The sequence below is a fragment of the Citrobacter sp. Cpo037 genome, assembly GCF_030332945.1.
Lineage (GTDB): Bacteria > Pseudomonadota > Gammaproteobacteria > Enterobacterales > Enterobacteriaceae > Citrobacter > Citrobacter portucalensis.
The window spans coordinates 1-2,969 of sequence record NZ_JAOWGW010000056.1 but is presented as its reverse complement, the minus strand read 5'-3'; the positions used below and the strand labels follow the sequence as shown (position 1 = coordinate 2,969).

Genomic DNA, 2,969 nt, shown 5'->3' with positions numbered 1-2,969 from the left:
GGTGGAAAAAATAGCCTAAATAGGCTGATTCGATGTGTTTGCGGGAAAAAAATCGGCCCAGATCCGCGAAATTTTAATCAACGAGTCAGCTTGGGAAGACATGACCTGCTTATTCGCACCTTCCCTTGGCAAACTGCCAATGAGCGAATTGTTTGCGCTGGCCTTTACGGCCGGGGTCTCCCTGGAGCTGTTCAGTGCGGTTGGTAACTGGTTTGGTCCGGCGATTAAACCGCTGTCAGACGGCATTGCCACCATGATGGAAAAACGCTTCAAAGGTCGCCAGATTTATGTGGCAATTGACTGGCCGATTCTGGCGTCCCGCGCAGAGCTGTGGGCCGTGGCGAATATTCTGGCGCCAGTGTTACTGGTGGCAGCCATCATTCTGCCCGGTAATAAGGTGCTGCCACTGGGGGGGATCTTACTGACCGTACTGGCCCCGGCGCTGCTGATTATTACTCAGGGTAAGGTGATCCGGATGACCCTGATTGGTACGGTGCTGATCCCGCTGTTTTTATGGGCCGCCACGCTGATTGCTGAGTTTGTGACCCGGACGTCTATTGCCATGAACAGCTTCCCGAAAGGGCTCTCGCATGACCAGCTGTTCTCCTCCGTGGACTCTGATCCACTTGAAAAAATGCTTTCCATGTTAATCGCCAAAGCCAGCGTATCTCTCGATATGCAGATGGTGGTGATGTCAGTTATCGCGGTCGTAGCCTATCTGGGTATGTTCATCTGGTATTTCCGCCGGATGCAGCAAATTAACGCGGCGCGTTTTGTGTGTGATCCTTCTGTAAATTTTGAGGTGGTTAAATGAGACTTTTAGGGGCATCCCTGATGTGTGCCGATTTCCTGCAGCTTGGTGGGCAAATCTCGGAACTGGAGAAAGGGGGTATCGATTTCTATCATATCGATATCATGGATGGCCAGTTTGTCGATAATTTTGCGCTGAGCATTGATTTTATCCGTTCTATTAAGCCACTGACGACCCGTCCTATCGATGTGCATCTGATGGTGGATAAACCGGAGCGCTACATTGAGCCGCTGGTTAAAGCCGGCGCGGACATTATCACGGTGCATGCCGAAGCGGTCACCCATCTGCACGGTGTGCTGAGCACCATTCGCAGTCACGGGGTGAAAGCCGGCGTCGCACTGAACCCGTCCACGCATGTGGAGTCTCTGGGGTACGTGGTGGATCTGATTGATGTGCTTCTCATCATGACTGTGAATCCTGGCTTTGCGGGGCAGAAATTCATCGACGCGATGCACGAAAAAGTTCGCTTTGCGCATACCTGGCTTAAAGAGCACGGCAGTGATGCGGTGATTGAAGTCGACGGGAATATTGGCCACCACACCATCCCGCCATGTGTTGCGGAGGGTGCGGGAATGTTCGTGCTGGGTACCAGCGCATTGTTCCATAGCCGCGGAACGCTGGCAGAAAATCTGGCGGAAACCCGGGCTATCACTGACACTGTCCAAATGGAATCATGAATATATTAAGATCTCCAATGTGACCATGATAAAGGCCCCTCTTTGGGGTCTTTTCAAAAAAGTCACAATTGTTCAGTTCATTCTTATGAACAGCATTCTGCCGTGTTTCTCCCATTACGTACCATAATGAATGGTCCCGTTTAATGTTGTTCACATATGGGACTCAACAAAAACTACCACCTACGATGCTTCCCGGACAGATGGCAATTTCTTCCCAGTAACCTTACTGGCCCGTCCGGACCTCGCTCAAAACTGCCTGTCAGGCCAGCTTAAAAAACAGACTTAACGTAGGATATTTAATGAGATGGTCACTCCCTCCTTCCCAGTACTATGCTGAGGACAGGCTTTCATTCGGAGAACCATCATGGAAAACATTGCGCTTATTGGTATCGATCTGGGTAAGAACTCTTTCCATATTCATTGTCAGGATCATCGTGGGAAGGCCGTTTACCGTAAAAAATTCACCCGACCAAAGCTAATCGAATTTCTGGCGACATGCCCGGCAACAACCATCGCGATGGAAGCCTGTGGCGGTTCTCACTTTATGGCACGCAAGCTGGAAGAGTTAGGGCATTTTCCAAAGCTGATATCACCGCAATTTGTCCGCCCATTCGTTAAAAGCAACAAAAATGACTTCGTTGATGCTGAAGCTATCTGTGAAGCAGCATCACGTCCATCTATGCGTTTCGTGCAGCCCAGAACCGAATCTCAGCAGGCAATGCGAGCTCTGCATCGTGTCCGTGAATCCCTGGTTCAGGATAAGGTGAAAACAACTAATCAGATGCATGCTTTTCTGCTGGAATTTGGTATCAGCGTTCCGCGAGGTGCTGCCGTTATTAGTCGACTGAGTACCCTTCTTGAGGACAGTAGTTTGCCTCTTTATCTCAGCCAGTTACTGCTGAAATTACAACAGCATTATCACTATCTTGTTGAGCAGATTAAAGATCTGGAATCTCAGTTGAAACGAAAGTTGGACGAAGATGAGGTTGGACAGCGCTTGCTGAGTATTCCCTGCGTTGGAACGCTGACTGCCAGTACTATTTCAACTGAGATTGGCGACGGGAAGCAGTACGCCAGCAGCCGTGACTTTGCGGCGGCAACAGGGCTGGTACCCCGACAGTACAGCACGGGAGGTCGGACGACATTGTTAGGGATTAGCAAGCGGGGCAACAAAAAGATCCGAACTTTGTTGGTTCAGTGTGCCAGGGTATTCATACAAAAACTGGAACACCAGTCTGGCAAGTTGGCCGACTGGGTCAGGGAGTTGTTGTGTCGGAAAAGCAACTTTGTCGTCACCTGTGCTCTGGCAAACAAGCTGGCCAGAATAGCCTGGGCACTGACGGCGCGACAGCAAACTTACGAAGCATAAAGGCAGAAATACACCAGTTTAAACAATCATTCATCTGGTTTTGCGAATACTGATATTGATGATACTAACGGCCCACCGGCCTGTTGAGGAACCTGTAAAACGGAAAGGCTCA

3 protein-coding genes are annotated in these 2,969 nt (G+C 49.9%); all 3 read left to right on the top strand.

The genetic code is table 11. The features are described from left to right. Positions 1 to 100: 100 nt before the first annotated feature. Positions 101 to 814: a hypothetical protein gene (locus OGX94_RS10885; RefSeq protein WP_286569196.1), complete on the top strand. Its 714-nt coding sequence runs from the start codon at positions 101 to 103 to the stop codon at positions 812 to 814. Further along, positions 811 to 1,488: a ribulose-phosphate 3-epimerase gene (gene rpe / locus OGX94_RS10880; protein WP_044715392.1), complete on the top strand. Its 678-nt coding sequence runs from the start codon at positions 811 to 813 to the stop codon at positions 1,486 to 1,488. Before OGX94_RS10885 ends, rpe begins: the two co-directional genes overlap by 4 nt. A gap of 364 nt (positions 1,489 to 1,852) precedes the next feature. Continuing rightward, entirely contained in the window at positions 1,853 to 2,857 is a 1,005-nt protein-coding gene (locus tag OGX94_RS10875) for an IS110-like element IS5075 family transposase (protein ID WP_000427619.1), read from the top strand. Positions 2,858 to 2,969 lie beyond the last annotated feature (112 nt).